The organism is Streptomyces sp. DH12 (genome assembly GCF_020873895.1).
Lineage (GTDB): Bacteria > Actinomycetota > Actinomycetes > Streptomycetales > Streptomycetaceae > Streptomyces.
Genome location: NZ_JAHWGT010000282.1, coordinates 1 through 718 on the forward strand (window position 1 = coordinate 1; position 718 = coordinate 718).

2 protein-coding genes are annotated in these 718 nt (G+C 71.7%); both read right to left on the minus strand.

The genetic code is table 11. The annotated features are described in order from the left end of the window. On the minus strand, window positions 1–356 hold a 356-nt coding region (locus LPA54_RS34050), incomplete at its 3' end, for a phosphoribosyltransferase (protein WP_267487943.1). Between the two features lie 66 nt (window positions 357–422). Beyond that, window positions 423–718, minus strand: a 296-nt coding sequence (locus LPA54_RS34055; protein ID WP_228984545.1) for a TilS substrate-binding domain-containing protein, incomplete at its 5' end; no start/stop codon positions are given.

Consider the following 718-nt stretch of genomic DNA (forward strand, 5'->3'; position numbering starts at 1 on the left):
GAGATCAGCCAGGACAGCGTCAGGCCGGAGTCGATGATGTCCTCGACGATCAGGACGTGCCGGCCCTTGATGTCCGTGTCGAGGTCCTTGAGGATCCGCACCACGCCCGAGGACTGCGTGCCCGCCCCGTACGAGGACACGGCCATCCAGTCCATCGTGACGGGGGTGGACAGCGCCCGGGCGAGGTCGGCCATCACCATCACCGCGCCCTTGAGCACGCCGACGATCAGCAGGTCCTTGCCCGCGTACTCCGCGTCGATCTTCGCCGCCAGCTCCACCAGCTTGGCGTCGATCTCTTCCTTGGTGATGAGCACCTTCTCGAGGTCGGCACCCATGTCGTTCGCGTCCACCCGCATCACTTTCGGTCGTCCCACCGGCCGGTCCGGTCCGCCCCGCGGCTTTTCGGTCGGTGGGGTCCGGATTCAGCCCTGCCGAATCACCAGTCTGCCACCCTGCCGGCGGGCGACGACCCGGCCGGGGAGATTGATGGCCCCCTGACCGCGCCAGCCGGTGATCAGCCGGTCGACCTCCTCGATGTGGCGGGCGAACAGCGAACCGGCCGGTGCGCCGGCCTCGATGGCGGCCCGGCGCAGCACCCGTCGGCGCACGGCGGGCGGCAGGTCGTGCAGCGCGGCGCACTCCTGGCGGCCGTCGGCGTCGCGGACGCCGGCCGCGGCCTTCCCGGCCCAGGCGTCGCGGGCGTCGGCGTCGTCGCGGG